Source organism: Pedococcus sp. P1_H8, assembly GCF_056405175.1.
This window is the reverse complement of record NZ_JBFUCP010000017.1, coordinates 12756-32400: the sequence shown is the minus strand read 5'-3', so window position 1 is coordinate 32400 and position 19645 is coordinate 12756. Positions and strand designations below refer to the sequence as shown.

At 70.6% G+C, this 19645-nt stretch carries 17 protein-coding genes; 14 read left to right on the top strand and 3 right to left on the bottom strand.

Features of this window, described 5'->3' with window-relative positions; genetic code table 11:
* Positions 1-182: 182 nt before the first annotated feature.
* Complete coding sequence (locus AC1DYG_RS18355; protein WP_477641307.1) at positions 183-650, bottom strand: group II truncated hemoglobin; 468 nt, start codon at positions 648-650, stop codon at positions 183-185.
* 89 nt (positions 651-739) lie between these two features.
* Here AC1DYG_RS18355 and AC1DYG_RS18350 point away from each other — a divergent pair, with 89 nt between their 5' ends.
* From AC1DYG_RS18350 to AC1DYG_RS18310, 9 genes are all read left to right on the top strand, one after another.
* The gene (locus AC1DYG_RS18350; RefSeq protein ID WP_477641306.1) at positions 740-2257 is read left to right on the top strand and encodes a serine/threonine-protein kinase; all 1518 of its coding nucleotides are present in this window, start codon (positions 740-742) and stop codon (positions 2255-2257) included.
* 37 nt (positions 2258-2294) lie between these two features.
* Positions 2295-3983 carry an NAD(P)/FAD-dependent oxidoreductase gene (locus AC1DYG_RS18345; protein WP_477641305.1) on the top strand — a complete coding sequence of 563 codons (1689 nt, stop codon included), beginning with the start codon at positions 2295-2297 and terminating at the stop codon, positions 3981-3983.
* Positions 3984-4102: 119 nt separating this feature from the next.
* Positions 4103-5110 (top strand): GNAT family N-acetyltransferase, encoded by a 1008-nt coding sequence (locus tag AC1DYG_RS18340; RefSeq protein WP_477641304.1) that lies wholly within the window; start codon positions 4103-4105, stop codon positions 5108-5110.
* A gap of 63 nt (positions 5111-5173) precedes the next feature.
* Entirely contained in the window at positions 5174-5482 is a 309-nt protein-coding gene (locus AC1DYG_RS18335; RefSeq protein WP_477641303.1) for a thiamine-binding protein, read from the top strand.
* A 182-nt stretch (positions 5483-5664) separates the two neighbouring features.
* Positions 5665-8784, top strand: coding sequence for an FtsX-like permease family protein (locus AC1DYG_RS18330; RefSeq protein WP_477641302.1), 3120 nt, complete (start codon positions 5665-5667; stop codon positions 8782-8784).
* A 14-nt stretch (positions 8785-8798) separates the two neighbouring features.
* Positions 8799-9632, top strand: a complete 834-nt coding sequence (locus AC1DYG_RS18325; RefSeq protein WP_477641301.1) for an ABC transporter ATP-binding protein — start codon at positions 8799-8801, stop codon at positions 9630-9632.
* The gene (locus AC1DYG_RS18320; protein WP_477641300.1) at positions 9625-10371 is read left to right on the top strand and encodes an ABC transporter ATP-binding protein; all 747 of its coding nucleotides are present in this window, start codon (positions 9625-9627) and stop codon (positions 10369-10371) included. The genes AC1DYG_RS18325 and AC1DYG_RS18320 overlap by 8 nt, the downstream gene beginning before the upstream one ends.
* Positions 10372-10381: 10 nt before the next feature.
* A complete protein-coding gene (locus tag AC1DYG_RS18315; protein ID WP_477641299.1) occupies positions 10382-10897 on the top strand; it encodes a MarR family winged helix-turn-helix transcriptional regulator in 516 nt (171 codons plus the stop codon).
* Between the two features lie 81 nt (positions 10898-10978).
* Positions 10979-12718, top strand: a complete 1740-nt coding sequence (locus AC1DYG_RS18310) for an acyl-CoA mutase large subunit family protein (protein WP_477641298.1) — start codon at positions 10979-10981, stop codon at positions 12716-12718.
* 111 nt (positions 12719-12829) lie between these two features.
* On the opposite strand, the gene AC1DYG_RS18305 is transcribed toward AC1DYG_RS18310, so the two are convergent.
* Positions 12830-13471 (bottom strand): TetR/AcrR family transcriptional regulator, encoded by a 642-nt coding sequence (locus AC1DYG_RS18305; protein ID WP_477641297.1) that lies wholly within the window; start codon positions 13469-13471, stop codon positions 12830-12832.
* Positions 13472-13618: 147 nt separating this feature from the next.
* Between AC1DYG_RS18305 and AC1DYG_RS18300 the strand changes: the two genes are divergently transcribed.
* The 4 genes from AC1DYG_RS18300 to AC1DYG_RS18285 all read left to right on the top strand — a co-directional run bounded on the left by AC1DYG_RS18300 (position 13619) and on the right by AC1DYG_RS18285 (position 17723).
* On the top strand, positions 13619-14323 hold the full coding sequence (locus tag AC1DYG_RS18300; protein ID WP_477641296.1) for a hypothetical protein: 705 nt from the start codon (positions 13619-13621) through the stop codon (positions 14321-14323).
* The gene (locus AC1DYG_RS18295) at positions 14320-15309 is read left to right on the top strand and encodes a hypothetical protein (protein WP_477641295.1); all 990 of its coding nucleotides are present in this window, start codon (positions 14320-14322) and stop codon (positions 15307-15309) included. Before AC1DYG_RS18300 ends, AC1DYG_RS18295 begins: the two co-directional genes overlap by 4 nt.
* Before the next feature lie 15 nt (positions 15310-15324).
* Positions 15325-16323, top strand: coding sequence for a tetratricopeptide repeat protein (locus AC1DYG_RS18290; RefSeq protein WP_477641294.1), 999 nt, complete (start codon positions 15325-15327; stop codon positions 16321-16323).
* Between the two features lie 89 nt (positions 16324-16412).
* Complete coding sequence (locus AC1DYG_RS18285) at positions 16413-17723, top strand: ATP-grasp domain-containing protein (protein ID WP_477641293.1); 1311 nt, start codon at positions 16413-16415, stop codon at positions 17721-17723.
* Here the strand turns inward: AC1DYG_RS18285 and AC1DYG_RS18280 are convergent.
* The gene (locus AC1DYG_RS18280) at positions 17720-18601 is read right to left on the bottom strand and encodes an MBL fold metallo-hydrolase (protein ID WP_477641292.1); all 882 of its coding nucleotides are present in this window, start codon (positions 18599-18601) and stop codon (positions 17720-17722) included. The genes AC1DYG_RS18285 and AC1DYG_RS18280 overlap by 4 nt on opposite strands.
* 638 nt (positions 18602-19239) lie before the next feature.
* Here AC1DYG_RS18280 and AC1DYG_RS18275 point away from each other — a divergent pair.
* Entirely contained in the window at positions 19240-19641 is a 402-nt protein-coding gene (locus AC1DYG_RS18275; RefSeq protein ID WP_477641291.1) for a helix-turn-helix domain-containing protein, read from the top strand.
* The last annotated feature ends 4 nt before the right edge of the window (positions 19642-19645 follow it).

Sequence of the window (19645 nt, the reverse complement as noted above, 5' to 3'; positions counted from 1 at the left end):
CAACGCCGCATCGAGCATCTTCATCCGAGCCGCCGATCTCGCCATGACACCAGCCATAGCGCACCTGGTGCCCCACGAGGCGGTCAGCAGCCGTGTCTCACATGTCCCAAGACATCAGGTGTCCCAGATGTCCCCGGACTCGACACACGTCCTGAGGTGGCAGATCCTTCAAAGACCCTTAGTCAGGGGCGGCCGGAGGTGACGAGGCCGTCCCAGTCCCAGCGCGGCATACCCAGGCTGTCGGGAACGGACGAGTCGGGCTCGAAGAACTCGTTGACGTCGGCGACCGCCCACTCCATGTAGGCCCGCAGGGCCGCCCGGAACTCGGGGTCGTCGGGGAGTCCCGCGTCGTCGGAGGCCGCGACGAAGCACTCCACGAACAGTGGTCCCAGCTCGAGCATTCCCGGCCCGTTGCCGGCATGCATCCGCAGCATCGACGAGTGGTCACTCAGCCGGCCGGAGAACCGTGGCGGCCCCCCGAGCACCTCGGCCCAGTAGGCGGCGAGCCGCTCGACGTGCTGGGGGTTGAGGTCTTCGTGGCTGAACGGGTGGTTCAGCATCGGGTCGGCGAGACATCGGTCGTGATGAGCCCGGGCCAGGGCGAGGAACGCCTCGTCGCCCCCGGCGAACTCGTACAGGCTCGGCCGCATCCCGGCAGCCTCGCACGAGGGTCAGGTGGAGTGTCAAGGTGCACCCGGGGCGAATAGGGTGAACCCCGGACCCGATCGAAAGGACCCGAGTGCAGCCCCAGGTGATTGCCGGACGCTACGAGGTGATCCGCTCCATCGGTCGTGGTGGGATGGGAACCGTTTGGCTGGCACGCGACACCGTGCTCGGCCGCGAGGTGGCCGTCAAGCAGATCGGTGCGCTGCCCGGCGAACCCGCAGCGGCGGCGCGGGCGATGCGCGAGGCGCGGATCGCGGCATCCCTCAACGACGCCCACGCGGTCGGGGTGTTCGACGTCGTGGACGAGAACGACTCGCACTGGCTGGTCATGGAGTACGTCGAGGGGCAGAGCCTGGCCGAGAAGATCCACGAGGTCGGCGCGCTGCCCGCCACCCGGGTCGCTGCCATCGGGTCAGCCGTGGCGAGTGCCCTCGCGCGCGCGCACGAGCGCGGCATCGTGCACCGGGACATCAAGCCCGGCAACATCCTCATCGACAACGCGGGCACGCCCAAGATCAGCGACTTCGGGATCGCCCGCGCGCACACGGACGACCAGCTCACCCAGACCGGGTTCATGACCGGCACGCCGGGCTACCTCTCGCCCGAGCTGGCGCGGGGTGGCGACCCGACCCCCGCCACGGACGTCTGGGCCCTCGGCGCAACGCTCTACTACGCGGTGGAGGGCCAGCCGCCCTACGAGTCGCAGGCCAACCCGCTCGCCACCCTCCAGGCCATCGCCCGCGGTGAGGCCCGGCCGATGGAGCAGGCTGGCCCGATCGGCGGCGCCATCGCGGCGATGATGAACCAGGACCCCTCACAACGCTGGGACATGGCCACCGCCTCCCAGCGGCTGGGCCGGATCGCCGCGGGCGATACCACCTTGGCGCTGCCCGCTGGAGCAATCCTGCCCGGACCGGGAGCTGCCGCAGCCGGGGCCACCGAGGTGCTGGCGGCACCGCTCGAGACCACGCAGCGACTGGAGACGCCACCCCTGCCCCCGCCCGCGGCCTACCCACCTCGGGCTGACGAGCCACGCAAGGACGAGCGTTCGCGCGCACTGGGCTGGCTGGTTGCCCTGCTGGTCCTCGCGCTGATCGGGCTCGGCATCGCCTACGCGCTGACCGACGGCTTCGGCAGCAAGACCCCCAACACCGGCAGGACGACCACCGTCACGTCGACCCAGACCCAGACCGAGACCCCGTCGAGCTCCTCCTCGTCGAGCTCATCGTCGTCCAGCTCCTCCAGCTCGTCGACCACCACGACCGCCCCGCCCAAGTCCGACCAGCAGCTGACCCGGTTCATCGAGACCTACTACCGCGACGTCACCAAGGAGGGCAAGCGCGACGACACGTTCGCCCAGCTGACCCCCAAGATGCAGCAGGCCTCCGACGGGCGCGAGGGGTACGAGACGTTCTGGAGCGGCATCAAGTCGGTCGACGTCGGTGACGTGGAGTCCAACGCCGACACCGGCGAGGTCACGGCACAGCTGACCTTCATCAGGCCGGACGACAGCAAGAGCGAGGAGACCCACAAGCTGACCGTCGTGAGGGACGGCGACTCGTGGCTCATCGACAGCGACACCGTGCAGTGACTCCCGCGCCAGACCACCACGCCATGAGCGCCACGCCATGACCACCACGGCTCGCGTCCGTCCGGCGATCATCCTCGTGGTCAGCGCCGAGCACGTCCCCACCGTGGACAGCGAGTTCGGGCGCTACGCAAGGGATTACGACATCCTCTGCGCCGACACCGCCGAGGCCGGACGCAGCCTGGTCGACCAGACGGTGGCCGACGAGCAGCCGGTGGCGCTGATCGGCGTCGGTTGGCACGTGTCCGGGCCCGAGGCCGGACTGGACCTCCTCGACGAGCTGCACACCAGGCTGCCGACGGCCCGCCGGATCTGCCTGACCGCGATGGGTGACTTCGGGCGGTCCCTGCCCAAGCTGCGCGAGGCCCTCGGCCAGGGGCGGATCGACACCTACCTGCTCATCCCGCAGGGCCCTCGCGACGAGGAGTTCCACACGGCCGTCACCGAGTACCTCTCGGACTGGGGGTGGACCGCCTCCACCCCCGAGATCGAGGGCGTGCAGATCATCGAGGGTGGCTCGCGCGCCGAGGTGTCGCGGATCCGCGACTTCCTCGACCGGATGGGGATCCCGCACGGCGTCCACTCGCCGGACAGCGAGGTGGGCCGCCGCGTCCTGAGCGAGCTCCCCTCGGTGCAGAGCGGTGCCTCGCCGTCCTTCCCCGTCGTGGCCTCGGGAGCCGTCGGCGAGGCCATCGAGGGTGCCACCGCCCGCCAGGTCGCGCGGAAGGTCTACGGCTCGCCGCAGACCGTCGATGCCTCCGATCTCGTGGATCTCGTCGTCATCGGGTCCGGTCCTGCTGGGCTGGCTGCCGCGGTCTACGGCGCCTCCGAGGGCCTCGACACCGTGGTCATCGAGTCCGATGCGGTCGGCGGCCAGGCCGGCACCAGCTCGATGATCCGCAACTACCTCGGCTTCCCGCGGGGGATCTCCGGCATGCGGCTGGCCCAGCGCGCGCGCTTCCAGGCGAGCCGGTTCGGCGCGCGGATCTACACCGGGCTCGCCGCGGAGGCCATCGAACCCGCAGCCAGCCCCGGTGACCCCCACGTCGTGCGCACCGAGGGCGGCGAGCTGCGTGCCAGGGCGGTGCTCGTCGCCACCGGGGTCACCTACCGCCGCCTCGGCATCGAGCCGCTCGAGGACCTCGTCGGGCTCGGCGTCTACTACGGCGCGGCGACGAGCGCCGCCCGCGAGATGGAGGGGCGCGACGTCTATGTCGTCGGCGGCGGCAACTCGGCCGGTCAGGCGGCGGTCTACCTCGCCCGGTATGCCGCGAGCGTCACCCTGCTCGTGCGCCGACCCGACCTCACGACCACCATGTCCGACTACCTCATCCGCGAGATCGGCTCCACCGCCCGCATCTCCGTCCGCACCTCCACCCAGGTGGTCGACGGTGGCGGCGACTCACACCTCCAGTGGCTCTCGCTGTCCGGACCCGACGGCGTCCACCGCGTCGACGCGGGCGGCCTGTTCCTGCTGCTGGGCGCCGACCCCTGCGGCGACTGGCTGCCCGACGCGGTGGCCCGTGACGAGCGCGGCTTCGTCTACACCGGTCGGGAGGTGCCGATGGAGCAGTGGGCCAACGGTCGCCCCCCGGCCGCCCTCGAGACCACGGTGCCGGGCATCTTCGCCGCCGGGGACCTGCGCGCCGGCTCGATGAAGCGCGTCGCCTCCGCCAGCGGCGAGGGCGCCGCGACGGTGGCCCTGGTGCACGCCCACCTCGCACCCTGACAAGCCTTCTGTTGGAAGCGAAACGCCCGGATATCCGGAAGTTTCGCTTCCAACAGGGGCGACTGGTGGGGCCGGAAAACCATTGGCGGACAGCAAGTCTGGGGGCCTACCGTCGAGGGATGGAGATCCGCAGACTCAACCCTCTCGACGAGGCAGAGCTTGTCCGGTTCCACGAGATCGGCGAGGCCGCCGAGCGCTTCGAGCGCCCCTACGCCACGACGTGGGGGCTGGACGAGATGCGGATCGACCTCACCGAGGAAGACCCCTCCGAACGCAAGGACTGTGTCGTCGCCGTCGATGGCGAGGAGATCGTCGGCGCCGGCATCGCGTTCTCCGCGACCAACGACAACACGCACCTGTCCTGGCTGATGCCGTGGGTCGAACCCGAGCGGCGCCGCCGGGGCATCGGCTCGGCCGTGCTTGCCGAGCTCATCGCGATCTGCCGGGCGGACCACCGTACTGACCTGGTCCTGGAGACGTCCTATCCGTTCGACCGTCGCGAGGACCACCCGTACCGCCGGTTCGCCGAGAAGAACGGCTTCACGCTCGCCAACACCGAGATCCGCCGGGTGCGCACGCTGCCGGTCGAGGACGTCGACCTCGACGCCGTGATGCACGAGGCCCAGCATCACCACCCGGGCTACCGGATCGAGACCTTCGACGACCCGGTCCCCGATGCGCTGCTGCCGTCGATGTGCGCGGCCCACAACCAGCTCGCCGTCGAGGCGCCCGGTGGTGAGCTCGAGTTCGAGCCCGAGTCGCTCACGCCCGAGCTGGTCCGCATCCACGAGGACCAGCGCCGCCGCATGGGCCGTCGCAAGATCTCGACCCTCGCCATCACCGACGCCGGCGAGGTCGTCGGGTTCAGCGACCTGGTCATCCCGCCCGAGGACCTGCCCAACGTCTGGCAGTGGGGGACGCTCGTCACCGCCGAGCACCGCGGCCACCACCTGGGGATGGCGATGAAGGCGCGCGGCCTCAAGGAGCTGCAGGCCCGGATCGGCCCGGAACGCACCCGCATCGTGACGTGCAACGCCGAGCAGAACGGCTACATGGTGTCGATCAACGAGAGCCTCGGCTTCCGTGCCGTCGAGGTGGCCCCGGCCTTCCTGCTGCGCCAGGGATGAGCGGCGTCCGGCACCGGACGGGGCGTATGCCGCGGTGCCGGCCACGCGGCATACGGTGGGGGCATGCTCGTTGCCTTCTCCGTCGCCCCGTCCGTGCCCGCCGACTCCACCGGTTCGGTGAGTGAGGCGGTCGCTGCCGCCGTCACCGTGGTGCGAGAGTCGGGGCTGCCGCACCGCACCTCCTCGATGTTCACCGAGGTGGAGGGGGAGTGGGACGAGGTGATGGCGGTGGTCAAGGGTGCTGTCGACGCCGTGGCCGCGTTCGGCCCGCGGGTGAGCCTCGTGCTCAAGGCCGACATCCGCGACGGGTTTGCCGGGGAGCTCACCGCCAAGCTCGACCGCCTCGAAGCCGCGATCGACGCACAGCAGTAGTTGCCTCCCGCGTTCCGCAACACCCTGCGGCGGTCGGCCCATCGGAGCGTGAATCGTTGTCGGAATGTGCTCCACCGCCGGATGAAACCCCCTTAGGGTCGAGCGGAACGGGACGGCTGCGACACCTGCCGGTTCCGAGGGGAACTCACCGGGACGCGCGGAAGCATGGAGGCACTGAAGGCATGTGGGCTGCGATCAGATATCGCCGGGCCCAGGCCGTCGTCCTCGTCCTGCTGTCGGCCCTGATCGCCACGTGCGCAGTCTTCGCGCCGTTGTACCAACGAGCTCTCGAGCAGTCGCTGTTGCGGACGAGCATCAACGCGGCCAGCGTCGCCGACACTGCCCTGGTGGTCCGGAGCGGCCGCGGGACGACCAACCCCGACTTCGGCAGTGCCGACCTCGCAGGCAACGTCCCGGCGTCGGTGCGGGTGCTCTACGGCGAGCCCATCGGGCAGCTGTCCGATGCGATCGACATCGTGCCGAGAGCCGGGCTGAAGCCTTCGCCGGGAGACCTCGTCGCGCGGGACCGCGTCTGTGAGCACGTCACGATCACGACGGGTGCCTGCCCCAAGGCGGTCGGCGAGGTGCTGGTGTCGGCCAAGGACCTGGCCACCTGGAAATGGCCAATCGGCAAGACCTTCGAGACCTCGGTGCCGGGCCTGGGCCAGGGCGTCAAGCCCACCACGACCCTGACCGTCGTCGGGGCCTATGAGGTCATCCCCGACGAGGCCTACTGGCTGCGGACCCAGCTCGACGGAAAGTCCGGCTCGCTGGTGGATGTCGGGACCGAGCAGGTGCCGGCCATCGACGACTTCGTGACGCCGGAGGCGACGTTCACCAAGGACTGGAGCGTCGCGCAGGCATCGCTGGCACTGCCGCTGCGACGAAGCCTGTTCACCCTGGGCAACCTGCAGCAGATCTCCGAAGTCCTCGCAGCCAGGGATGGCAACCGCGTGGCTGGGCAGGGGATCGACGGCGCGCTCGTCGAGACCCAGCTGCCCTCGATCATCGACGGCATCCGGGTGGGCCAGCACCAGCTGCGGGTCATCGTGCCCCTCCTCATGGCCCAGCTCGGCCTGCTGGCGGCCGCGATCCTGCTGCTGGTCGCCCAGGCGGCGGTGGAGCAGCGACGCCCTGAGGTCGCCCTCGCGCGACTGCGGGGCCGCAGCCGGGAGGGCGCGGGTCGGATCGTCATGGGAGAGCTCGCCCTGACCGTCTCCCTCGGGCTGCCGCTCGGCTTCCTCCTGGCGCTGTTCCTGACCACTGTCGTGCGGTGGTTCCTCCTGCCCGACGGTGTCCCGTTCGAGGTGCCCTGGTCCTCGGTCGTGGCCCTCGCGGCATCTGCGGTCGTGTGTGCCGTCGCGATCTGGCTGGCGGCCAGGCCCGTCCAGCAGCTGACCGTTTCGGCCCTGCTCCGGCGGGTGTCCCGCGAGCGCGTACGCGCCTTCGGCGTCGTGGACGTCCTTGCCGTCGCGCTCGCAGCGTTCGGGCTCATCGGTCTGGCCACCGGCTCGCTCGGGGGTCCGCTGGCCCTCGTGACGCCGACGCTGATCGCCCTGGCCGCAGGGCTGGTCGCCTCGCGACTGGCCGTCCCGATCGCTGCCGCCAGCGGCCGCGCGAACCTGCGGCGGGGACGGATCGGTCCTGCCCTGACAGCCTTCGGTCTCGAGCGTCGACCCACGCTGCGCAAGGTGGTCACGGTGGTCAGCGTCGCGGTCGCGCTCACCGTGTTCGCCGCCAACGCGCTCGTCGTGGGCGACCGCAACTGGTCGGCTCGGGCCCAGGTACAGACCGGCGCTCCGGCCGTTCTCGACACCGACAGCCGCAACCCCGCCAGCCTCCTGGACACGGTGCGGAGGATCGACCCGACCGGCACCGAGGCCAGCCCCGTGGCGATCGTCCGCTGGGCCGACCGGGCCTCCACGGCGACGATGGCCGTGGTCACCAAGGACTTCGAGGAGACGTCGTTCGCGCCCCCGGGCGAGTCCTACCGACTCGGCGAGCTGGCACCTCCGGAGGTCGCGCCCGTGCAGCTCGCCGGCACGCGGGTCACGGGACGCGTCGCGTGGGACCTCACGACGCCCGAGGACGAGACGAGCGAGCAGCCGAGCGGCCAGTCCGGCCTCCCGCTGCCACCCGTCGCGGGGCCGGGTTCCGAGGAGCCCTCGGAGCTGCGCATCTCCGTCACGACACCGGAGGGCCAGCGGCTGACGCGCGTGATCGCACAGATTCCGTTGCAGGGCAAGGGATCCAAAGAGCTCAACGCCTTGCTGCTCTGTCCGGACGGGTGCCGGCTCGACGGGCTTGAGTTCCGCAAGACCGACCAACAGGTCGGGCAGGTCAGCGGCACGCTGAGCATCACCGGGCTGGGCATTGACGGGAAGTCGCTCGACCTCGCCGCCCCCACCCAGTGGAACCCGTTCGTCGCGCCGGCCACGGGCAGTGGCGACGTCCTCAAGCAGGTGCCGGCCGCCGGCGACGCGCTCACCCTTGAGCTCGTCAGCACCGGCTTTGCGCTCGAGCTCTCCCACGCCGACGTCCCGGCCGTTCTGCCGGGGCTGCTGGCCGGGCCCGTGCCGCCGGGCGGGACCGCGCAGGGATTCGACGCCATCGGCATCAACGGTGCGCCGCTGAAGGTCGCCGTCCAGCAGACGGTCTCCACCCTGCCGGTGCTGGGCAAGCAGGGAGTCCTGGTCGACTACGAGACGCTGGCCCGACTGGGCGGCCGCCTGCCCGACGGCGGGACGCTTTCGGTCTGGGTCGCCGACCCGGCGAAGGCCGACGCGGTGGCCCAGAGTCTCGGGGCGCAAGGCGTCGGCATCCTCGCCCGGCACACCGTGACCGCGGCCAAGGACCGCCTCGACGAGTCCGCCTCCGCCTGGGGCCTGCGACTGGCCGCCTTCACCGGAGCGATGGGGGTCCTGCTCGCGGCGCTGGTGGTCCTGGTGATGACCGTCACCGGCTGGCGCGTCGTCGCCCGGGACCTTGCCGCCCTGCACATGTCCGGCGTCCCGCTCAAGGTGCTGCGACGGTCCCTGGTGCGTGAGCAGGCGGTCCTCGTCCTCGTCGGCACGGTCGTGGGGGTCGTCTGCGGCACGGTGAGCTCTTTCATCGCGATGCCGCTGGTTCCGCTGTTCGACAGCGCCGCCGATCCGGTGCCGGCCCTCGAGCTCGCACCCGCCGCAGCCGCGATCGTCGGTGCCGCAGTGGTGGCCGCGGCGGTGCTCGTCGCCGTCGGGTGGCTCGCCGCAGTGGGAGCCGGCCGCAGGATCACCCTGAACCGGATCCGGGAGTCCCTGTGACCAGCGGTTTGCGGGTGACCACGCGCGGCCTCGTGCACATCTACCGTGCCGAGGGCCATGACGTGGCGGCCCTGTCCGGGGTCGACCTCACCGTCCACCCCGGCGAGGTGGTGGGGCTGCTGGGGCCGTCCGGTGCCGGCAAGTCGACCCTCCTGACGCTGTTCGGCGGGCTCATGCGCCCCAGCGCGGGACGCGTGCAGGTCGGCGAGCACGAGCTCTCGACGATGACCGAGGCCGACCTCGACCGGTTCCGCGCCGCCGAGGTAGGGCTCGTCCTGCAGGGCGCCGACCGCAACCTCCTGCCCTACCTCAGCGCCCGTCAGAACGTCGAGTTCGCGCAGAGGTCCGCCCGCAAGGCGGGCCGCGACGTTCCACCCCCCGGCGAGGTGCTGGAGCTCGTCGGCCTCGGCGTGGGCCACGCAGCGACCGCGCCGTTGGGCTCGTTGCCCCCCGGCCAGCTCCAGCTCGCCGCCCTGGCCGTGGCGCTGGCCAGCAAGCCCGGCCTGCTGCTCGGCGACGAGCCCACCTCCCAGCTGCACCACTCGTCCCGCGACCTCGTCCTCGACACCGTCCACCGGGTCAACCGGGAGTGGGGGACCACCGTGGTGGTCGTGACGCACGACCCCGAGGTGGCTGCGCGGCTGCCGCGGACGGTCACCATCCGCGACGGCCGCGTCGGCGGCGAGGGCCGTTCCGGCGAGGCGTATGCCGTGGTGTCGGCCGACGGCTCGCTGCCGCTTCCGCCCGCTGCAGTGGGGGCGTTCCCGCCGGGCGCGTTGGTCCGGGTGCACGAAGTCGACGGGGTCTGGACGCTGATTCCGGAGGGCAGGGGTGAGACGGGTGAGTGATCGGCACGAGTGGCCCGCGGAGAGAGGGGCCTTCGAGGACGGCCAGCGGCGCGGGGTCGACCCAGCCCTGCAGGACGTCGAGTCGCCGCCGCTGCGGGTCGAGGGGGTCACCGTGCGCTACGGGTCCGCGACCGCCGTCGCCGGCGCGGACCTGGAGGCGTACGCGGGGGAGTTCCTCGCGATCACGGGCCACAGTGGTGCCGGGAAGTCCTCGCTGCTGTGGGCCATCGGTGGTGCGGTGGCCAGTGAGGGCACGGTGCGCCTCGGCGACGACCTCGTCCGAGACCGGGCCCAGGCCGCGCGACTTGGCATCGAGCTCATCCCACAGGGCAGCGCCCTGGCGGTGCTGCTGTCGGCCCGGGAGAACGTCGCGCTGCCGCTGCTTGCCCGTGGCGTGCCCTCCGAGCAGGCCCAGCGTCGGGCGCAGGAGGCCCTGGAGTCGGTCGGCCTGCACGAGTCGGGCAGCCACCTGGCAGAGGAGCTCAGCGGTGGCCAGCAGCAGCGGGTGGCCGTCGCCCGTGGCCTCGCGCTGCGTGGCCGGGTGCTCCTCGCCGACGAGCCGACCTCCGAGCTCGACCACGACAACCGCGAACGCGTCCTGGCCCTGTTGCGCGCCGAGGCACAGCGGGGCGCGATCGTCATCATGGCCACGCACGATCCCGAGGCCGCCGAGGAGGCTGACGGTGAGATCCGCCTCGATGATGGACAGCTCGAGACCGTCCGCCTCCCGGCGGGCTAGCCTGCTGCGCGTGCCGAAGCCCATTCGCCTGCCCTTCGACCCGATCACGCGCGCGGCGCAGCTGTGGACCCGGCGCTGGGGGCGCACCTCCCAGCCGTTGGCGATGGCGAGCGCGACGTCGATCATGCGCGTCCAGCAGCTGCTGATCACCGACTACGACGCCCTCGTCGGACGGCACGGCCTGACCTTCGCCCGCTACGAGGCGCTGGTGCTGCTGGCGTTCAGCCGCGACGGCCGGCTGGGCATGAGCAAGATCGGCCAGCGCCTGATGGTCCACCCGACCAGCGCCACCAACATCGTCCAGCGGCTCGACGCGCAGGGCTTCGTCGAACGCCTGCCCAACCCCGACGACGGCCGTGGCACCCTGGCGGTCATCACGCCAGCAGGGCGAGCAGCCATGGAGGCCGCGACCGCCGACCTGGTCAAGGAGAAGTTCGGCCTCGGCATGCTGACCGCCGCCGAGCACGAGCAGCTGTTCGAGCTGCTGCGCAAGGTGCGCGTCGGCGCCGCCGACTTCGACGCCTGAGCGCCCACCCAGCCACCCGGCATACCCCCTTAAGGAGTGCCCGCGTGACATTTACTAGGACGTCCTAGTAAATTGACGGGCATGTCCGAGAACCCCGCACCCACCACCCCCGCGACGAGCGATGGCGCTGCCCGCTGGCAGGCCCGCTACGACGCAGCCCAGGCCAAGGGGCAGGTGCGCGACGCCGACTTCACCACGCTCTCGCAGATGCCGGTGGAGCCCGTCTACGGGCCGACCGACGGCTCCGAGGTGCCCGAGCGGATCGGCTGGCCGGGGGAGTACCCGTTCACTCGCGGTCTCTACCCGACGGGCTACCGGGGCCGCACCTGGACGATCCGGCAGTTCGCGGGCTTCGGCAACGCGGTGCAGACCAACGAGCGCTACAAGATGATCCTCGAGCGCGGCGGTGGCGGCCTGTCGGTGGCCTTCGACATGCCCACCCTGATGGGTCGCGACTCGGACGACGCGATGAGCCTCGGCGAGGTCGGCCACTGCGGTGTCGCGATCGACTCCGCCAAGGACATGGAGGTGCTGTTCGACGACCTGCCGCTCGAGGACATCACCACCTCGATGACCATCAGCGGTCCGGCCGTCCCGGTGTTCTGCATGTACCTCGTCGCCGCCGAGCGCCAGGGCGTCGACCTCGGGGTCCTCAACGGGACGCTGCAGACCGACATCTTCAAGGAGTACATCGCGCAGAAGGAGTGGCTGTTCGCCCCCGAGCCGCACCTGCGCCTGATCGGCGACCTGATGGAGTACTGCGCCGAGAACATCCCCGACTACAAGCCGCTGTCGGTCTCGGGCTACCACATCCGCGAGGCCGGTTCCACGGCTGCGCAAGAGCTCGCCTTCACCCTCGCCGACGGATTCGGCTACGTCGAGCTGGGCCTGTCGCGCGGCCTCGACATCGAGAAGTTCGCCCCCGGGCTGTCCTTCTTCTTCGACAGCCACCTCGACTTCTTCGAGGAGATCGCCAAGTTCCGCGCGGCCCGCCGGATCTGGGCCCGCTGGCTGCGCGACACCTACGGCGCCAAGACCGACAAGGCCCAGTGGCTGCGGTTCCACACCCAGACCGCCGGCGTGTCACTCACCGCGCAGCAGCCCTACAACAACGTGGTCCGCACCGCCGTCGAGGCGCTCGCGGCCGTCCTGGGTGGCACCAACTCCCTGCACACCAACGCCCTCGACGAGACCCTCGCCCTGCCGAGCGAGCAGGCGGCCGAGATCGCGCTGCGCACCCAGCAGGTGATCATGGAGGAGACCGGCGTCGTCAACGTCGCCGACCCGCTCGGTGGCAGCTGGTACGTCGAGGCCCTCACCGACAAGATCGAGGCCGAGGCCGAGGCGATCTTCGACAAGATCAAGGCCATGGGCGAGCTCGGCAAGCCGCGCAACGCCGAGGGCGGCGTCGACCACGCGGTCGGCCCCATGACCTCGGGCATCCTGCGCGGCATCGAGGACGGCTGGTTCATGTCCGAGATCGCGGAGGCGGCTTTCCAGTACCAGGTGTCGCTGGAGAAGGGCGACAAGAAGGTCGTCGGCGTCAACTGCCACACCGCCTCCGTCACGCACGAGCTCGAGATCCTGCGCGTCAGCCACGAGGTCGAGCGCGAGCAGGTTGCCACCCTCAAGACCCGCAAGACCGACCGCGACGAGGACGCCGTGCGCGCTGCCGTGCAGCACATGGTCGAGGTGGCCCGCACCAGCGGAAACATGGTGCCCGCCATGCTCGACGCGGCGCGCGCCGAGGCGACGCTGGGCGAGATCTGCGATGCGCTGCGCGACGAGTGGGGCGTCTACCGCGAGCCCGCCCGCTTCTGAAAGATCCGGTATGCCGCGCGGCAGGGTGCGCGGGCGCCGGTACCCCATGCAAAAGGCGAGTTAGCGCCGCCACGGTGGCGCCAACTCGCCTTTTGCAGGGATAGCGCCGGGTCAGGCGCCGTCGCCGGCCTCGCGTTGTTCGCGGCGCAACCGGGCGTAGGCGACGTCGGCCAGCAGGGCGATGAGCCCGTCGATGAAGGCATCATCGGGCACTCCGGTGGCGAGCGCCCGGTGCATCACCGAACCGACCACGACGTCGGCGAGCAGGTCGACGTCGATCATGTCCTGTCGGATCTCCCCGCGGCCGATCGCGCGTTCGACGGACGTCGCGACGAGGGCGTGCAGCCGGGTCGACAGCGACTCCCGCACCTTCTGGCCGACCCCCTCGGGGTCGCGAGCCGACTCGGCCAGCAACGCGGCATACGCGCCCCCGGTGGAGGGGTCGCGCATCAGTCGCGCGGCCTCGCCGATGCCGGCGCGCATGTCGGCCGCCAGCGAGCCGTGGTCCTCGATCTCGATCTCGTCGAAGGTCGCGGCCACGGCGTGGACGGCCAGCTCGACCTTCGACGGCCAGCGCCGGTAGAGCGTGCTCTTGGCCACACCCGCCTTGGCGGCGACGTGCTCCATCGACATCCGGGCGACGCCCTTGTCGGCGAGCACCTGTCGCGCTGCCGTCGTGATCGCCTGCTCAGTCGCCTCCTCACGGGGGCGGCCGGGGCGGCGACTTCGGTCGTGCCGTGAACGTGAGGTCATCACCGGCGATCATGCCACCGACGACGTGATTTCAGGGGGCGGGGATTTGTCGTCGTGGACGTACCTGGGTCATGGTGGTGTGATTGCCGACTGCGGGGAACTCCCGTGTGTCGGCCCTCTCACGTAAGGATTTCTACAGTGTCGGTGATGGCCAAACGCGCGATCTTCGCCGCGGTGACCGTGATCGGACTCGTGCTCCTGCTCGTCGGAGCCTGGTTCACCGTCCACCTCGGGTCCTCGGGCAGCGCCGTGCTCAGGTCCGTACCTGCCAAGGGCGCTGTCGTCGTCATCGAACCATCGGTGCTCAACCGCGTCGACCGTCCGGTGACCATCACGGCCGTGGCTGCGTCGGGTACGACGATCTGGATGGGCCGCACCAGCCCCACGGACGCCAACGCCATCGTCGGCGCCGCCGACCACACGTCCGTCAGCAGCGCCCGGGTCAGGGACTGGAGCCTCCTGCAGTCGCGGTCCGGCGCAGGCCAGGCACCCCAGCTGGAGACGGCAGACATCTGGCGCCAGACCGCCACCGGCGACGGCCGGGTGCGCCTCACCGTGGACCAGGCCGGAGCCCCCGAGTCAGTGGTCATCGCCGCACCTGACGGCAAGCCCGTCGACCTCACCTCGTTGACGGTGACGGTCAAGCGCCCCACCTGGTTCTTCCAGGCCTTGCTCGTCACGCTCGTCGGCCTGCTGGCCGCGGCCGCCGGTGGAGCGGGACTGTGGCAGAACCGGCCGCGTCGTACCCAGAGCCCGACCCCAGACCCGACCCCAGACCCGACCCCAGGGCCGACCCCAGGCCCGACCGACCAGAACGGGACCGACGTGCCCACCGAGGAGGTGTCCGCGTGAGCAGCTCGACCACGCGCCTCGCCCTCGTCGGCGCCCTGAGCCTTGCCCTCGCAGGCTGTGGCGCCGGTGCGAACCTGGCGGGGGTGCATGACGCGCCCACGCCGGTCACCACGACGGCACCGATCTCGGCGCAGAGTGCCGAAGCCATCGCCACCCGCGTCCTCGCCAAGGCCGCCGCCGCCGCCGCGGCGAAGCCGGCCGAGGCGGCGACGCTCCGGACCGAGGCGCTCACAGGCAGTGCCCTCGCCGTCGCCAACGCCGCCAGCCGGCTCCAGACCGGTGCCATCTCCCCCACCGCGCCGATGAAGCGCACCGAGCCGCCCAAGGTCCTCGGGGTCTCTCGTGGCACGAGCTGGCCGCGCTTGATCCTGGTCCAGACGACCACCGCGGAGAACGGCGCGGTGCTCAACCTGCTGGTCTCGCCGGACGCCAAGACGCCGTTCCGCCTCAGCGTCGCCGCGCCGATGCAGCCCGGCGCGACCGTTGCGGCCCTCGACTCGCTCACCACGGGTTCGCCCATGGTCACCCCCGGCGCCAAGCTCGCGGCGCAGCCCGCCGACCTGCTCAAGGGGTATGCCGCGAGCCTCGGCTACCCCAAGCCGGTTGCCGACCCCCAGGTCGACGCCTCGGAGCCGTTCTCGACGGCAATCCGCGCGCACGCCGCCGAGCAGGCGAAGACCTTCGGCAAGCTCGCGACGCTCAAGCAGACGCACACCGTCGAGCCGGACAGCACCGTCGCCATCGCGTTGCGCGGTGGGGGAGCCCTCGTCTTCGGACTCATGGAGCGCACCGACACCATCACGCTGCGCCCGGGCGGCAAGTCGCTCACCCCCAGTGCCGACTTCCAACGACTCGTGCGCAAGAAGACGCTCACCAAGAGCGCCGAGCTCAAGTCCTACGAGACCATCGTCTTCACCGTGCCGGTCGACGGCAAGGCCCAGGTCGTGGCCGTCGACGAGGTGCTGTTCTCGGCCAAGGGCTCGTGAGGGAGAATCACCGCCATGAGTGATCAGCCGTTGACCACAGGTGGCCTCCGGGGCGCCGTCGACCTCACCGCTCTGCGGAGCCAACCTCCCGCAGCTGCCCCCACCGCACCCTCGGGAACGGCTGCGTCGGGTGGCGCAGGTGTGCCCGGTGCTCCCGGGTCGTCGGCCCCCGCAGGTGTCGCCGGTCGGGCCGGCGTTGTCGTCGAGGGCACGGACACCAACTTCCAGGAGATCGCCAACGCGTCCGTCGGTGTGCCGATGCTGTTGGTCCTCTGGGCGGCCCAGATCCCCGAGTCGCGCGACTACCTCGACACCGTGGTCCGGGTCGCAGGCAGCTACGAGGGCCGGTTCCAGGTCGTCAGCGTCAACGTCGAGCAGAACCCCACCCTGTTGCGGGCCTTCCAAGTGCAGAGCGTCCCCGTGACGATGGGGCTCGTCCAGGGCCAGCCCGTGCCGATGTTCGCCGGGATCCAGCCTGAGCAGGCCCTGCGCCCCGTGCTCGACGAGTTCCTCGGCCTGGCCGTGCAGCACGGCGTGACCGGGCGCGTCGACCTCGCGGGCGCGGGTGAGCCGGCTGACGGCGTCGAGGTCGAGGAGCAGCTCCCACCCCTGCACCAGGAGGCCTACGACGCCATCGAGCGGGGCGACCTCGATGGTGCCGCCGCGGCATACCAGCAGGCGTTGAAGCAGAACCCCGCCGACGCCGACGCGGAGCTGGGGCTCGCCCAGGTCGGCCTCCTGCAACGCACCGAGGGTGCAGACCTGCAGTCGGCCCGCGCAGCGGCGGCCGAGCACCCCACGAATGTGACCGCGCAGGGCCTGGTCGCCGACCTCGACGTCCTCGGTGGGCACGTGGAGGATGCGTTCCTGCGGCTCATCGACCTCGTGCGGTCGACCGCCGGCGAGGAGCGGGAACAGGCCAAGAACCACCTGCTGCAGCTCTTCGCCGTGGTCGGGTCGCACGACGAGCGGGTCCGCAAGGCGCGCACCGCGCTGATGAGCGCCCTGTTCTGAGTTTCCCCACTCCGTTCTGAGTCTCCCCGCCCTGGTTCTGACGCGCCCTCCACTTTCGGTGTGCCTGTCGAGCCGACAGGATGGGGTGCATGGCAAAGACGCAGGAACACCTCATTGGACTGTTGCTGGGCGCGGAAGGTGACTGGCCGCGTGCGTTCGAGACCCTCGCGGGTCGACTGGGCGTCCTGAAGGGGCCCGACGGCACGAGTCACCAGGTCAACACCGAGCGCATGACGATCGAGCCGTTCAACCTGCGGGACAAGCCGCGGCAGGACCTGGTGATCGACCGGCTGGCCTACTGGTACTACCACCCGCGTGAGTGGCTCAAGAAGGCCGCTCTGATGGACGACGTCTACCTGCTCAACAGCCCGTTCACGTTTCAGTCCATGGAGAAGCACTCCGCCTACTGCGCGCTGCTTCGCCTCGGGATGAACGTCCCCGAGACGGTGTTGGTGCCCTACAAGAACCCGATCGACAACGCGCGCTGGGCCTTCACCGCGGCCCGGTACAACAAGGAGTTCGACCTCGACGCGATCGCCGAGGAGATCGGCTACCCGCTGTTCATGAAGCCGTTCGACGGGGGTGGCTGGCGAGGGGTGTCACAGGTCAAGAACGTCGACGACCTGCACAGCGCCTACGACGACTCCGGCGAGATGCTGATGCACCTGCAGGCCTCCGTGGCGGACTTCGAGGTGTTCGCCCGGGCGCTCACCATCGGACCCGAGACGATGGTGATGAAGTTCCAGCCCGACGAGCCCATGCACAACAGGTATGCCGTCCAGCACGGCTTCCTGGGCGAGGGTGTGGGCACCGAGGCGGTCACCATCGCCCAGACGGTGAACGCGTTCTTCAGGTGGGAGTTCAACTCCTGCGAGATGCTCGTCAAGGACGGTGTCGTCTACCCGATCGACTACGCCAACGCCTGTCCCGACGTGGCCGTGACCTCGCTGCACTACTACTTCCCGTGGGCGATGAAGGCGCTGCTGAAGTGGTCGGTGTTCTGTGTCGCCACGGGTCGCAAGGCGCGCACCCAGGTCGACACCGGGCCGTGGTTCCAGATCGCCGACGACGACGCGCTCGACTACGGAGCCAAGCTGGCGGCATACCAAGGGCTGGCGGACGACCATTTCGACACCGAGCGGTATCGCGAGTTCTGCGAGGTCGCCCTGCCGAACATCGACGACATGGTGCTCGAGTGGGTCGACTCACCCGACTTCCGGAGCCTGCTGACCGAGACCATCCAGACGACCTATCCCCAGCACGAGTGGGACAAGTTCGAGGGTCACTTCGGTGGGTTGACGAAGATGTGGGTCAAGGACGAGCAGTCGCGCCTGGGTGCCGGCAGCTCGGCCGTCGACGAGACTGTCGTGAGCGGCCCGGCGCCGGCACTGACGGACTAGCCCCCGTCCGGGCCGGCCCGATTGTCCGTCGGCGAATCCCCTTCGTGCACCACGATGAAGTCGGGGTAGACGTACCGTCCCGGGCGGTCGCCGATCTCGGCGACCGCGGCGGCGATGGCGCGCAGGTGGTCCACGCTCATACCCAGCGGCGCCTCGTCGGGGTGGTGGGTCGTCCGGATCGGGTAGTCGACGCAGGGGGTCGCGCTCATCTCGATGTGGCAGCCCAAGAGATGGGTGACAGGGCGGTGGGCGGTGTCGGCGAAGGCGATGAGCCGATCGATCGTGGCCGCATACGCGCGCCAGTCCTCGACGTAGAGCCGCCCCGGATAGACGGTGTCGCCCGTCAGCAGGAAGCCGGTCCGGTCGTCGTGGAAGGTGATGGCAGCGGCGTCGTGGCCGGGGCTGGCGATGCACGCGAGGCTGCGGCCACCGAGGTCGTACGACGTGGTCCGGTCCAGGTTCTGGGGGTCGAGACCGAAGAAGTCGTATGCCGCGTGCGCGTCGGGGGGGACGACCCGCGTGTTCGGCCGGTCCCCGAACTGGGCGTCGCCGGCGACATGGTCGCCGTGGGAGTGGGTGTGGGCGACGACGAGCTCGTAGCCGTCCGTCGGGCGGTGGTCGGCCAGCCAGTCGTCGACGAGCCGGTCGATGGTCGGCCGTAGCGGCAGGTACGCGACCTCGGCAGTCGCCCCGGTGTCGAGGAGAAATGCACGATCGGCGCCGAACAGCAGGTAGAGGAACGGCGCCTCGTAGTCGATCGCCATGTTCTGGCGCAGGATCACCGTGTCCGTGTCGTGGTGGTGGATCTGGAGGTCGGGGTCGGTGTTGTGCTTGGCCGAGACCGAGCCGCGGATCCACTCCGTGGGGAGGGCACTCATGGGGGCATTCTCCAGCAGCGAGGCGGGAACGACAGGACCTGCCCTCGGCGGTCCTTGGCAGGCGCGGCGCTCCCTAGCAGGCGCGGCACTCCTGCGGGAGCTGGTGGCGGCGTGCTTCGGGTTGCATCAACCGCGGCCGGCGCAGGCCGCGCAGGCGGTCGAGGGTGGCAAGGTTGGGGCCGCTACCGCTTCTGCGGGGAAAGGTGCGAGGCCCGGGCTGGTGTGAGTCGTTCGAGGGCGTCATGTAGTCAGCAACTGGTGTGACGCGAAATCTGTTCCCCGGGAGCGGAACTCACAGCGAGACCACTGTTTCGGCCCAGCCGCCAAGGGCGCTCCAACGGCTGGTGCGGACGACCTGAACCCCGGCCGGCCGGCGGGCCGCGCAGTGGCCCACTTGCTGGACGCTATGCATTGCCCCAACCGTGTGGGGCAATGCATAGCGTCCAGTGAGGTCTGATCCGGTGGGGTGGACAGCGGGCGCGCGCCTCCCACGGCGCCGTGTCCCTGTGCCCATACCGCGCCGCCCCCGGCACCGGCGTCCACAGCCACGGGTCGCACGGCAGGGTGTCCACAAGGCGCATTTCACGCGCCCGCGCACGAGCAGGGGTCCTGCGAACCTGCCGGGCGGGGGTGGCGACGTGGCAGCAGACGATGCCGGGCTGGAGGACGTGGCCATGGACGTGGCGCAGTCGTTGCGGGCGCTTCGCGCCTCGCGCGGACTCTCGCAGCGCGCCCTTGCTGAGGCCACCGGCACATCCAAGAGTGCGGTTGCGCGGCTGGAGGCAGGCACGCTGCCACCGAGTGTCGTGCGTTGGCTTCGCTCGATCTCGACTCTGGGGCTGGCGCTGAGCGTGGCGCCCGCGCAGTCCGATGACGACCTGGTCGCGCCGCCGCCGCATCGCGATGCGGCGGGAAGGCAGTTCCCCGCTCACGTCGTCGCGAGGTGGCAGTCCATGCCTCCGACATGGTGGTTCGTCAGGAACGGTGGCTGGGGCACCAAGGTGGCGGAACCCGAGTGGTTCTGGCACCGACGACGGTGAGCGC